The organism is Pseudotenacibaculum sp. MALMAid0570, assembly GCF_040151415.1.
In the GTDB taxonomy this organism is placed as follows: Bacteria; Bacteroidota; Bacteroidia; order Flavobacteriales; family Flavobacteriaceae; genus Polaribacter.
In genome coordinates this window covers 1-304 of the sequence record NZ_JBDKWF010000001.1, presented here as the reverse complement: position 1 = coordinate 304, position 304 = coordinate 1, and the positions used below count along the sequence as shown (strand labels likewise).

At 33.2% G+C, this 304-nt stretch carries 1 protein-coding gene; it reads right to left on the bottom strand.

Going from position 1 to position 304, the window contains the following annotated elements; all coding sequences use genetic code 11:
- Positions 1-304: P-type ATPase actuator domain-containing protein (locus AAON49_RS00005; RefSeq protein WP_502942858.1), on the bottom strand; the 304-nt coding region annotated here is incomplete at both ends.

The window sequence follows — 304 nt, the reverse complement described above, 5'->3', positions numbered from 1 at the left end:
ATGAATAGTTCTGTCTTGGATTTACGAGCAGTAGCATTTTGAACCAAATCCAATATTCTGGCAATAGAACTATCTTCAAAGGTATTGGTTACTTCAACTTCAATGACACTTTCTAAATTGATACTACCTGCATATACTTTGGCTTCTTTTAAAATTGAATCAGGTTTACTTTCACCTGTTAAAGCTGCTGTATTTAATGATGCCTTTTCAGATAATAATACACCATCCAATGGAACCTTTTCACCAACACGAATTTGAATTTTCTCTCCAATAGTTACATCTTCTGGGGAAACACTTGTAAAAT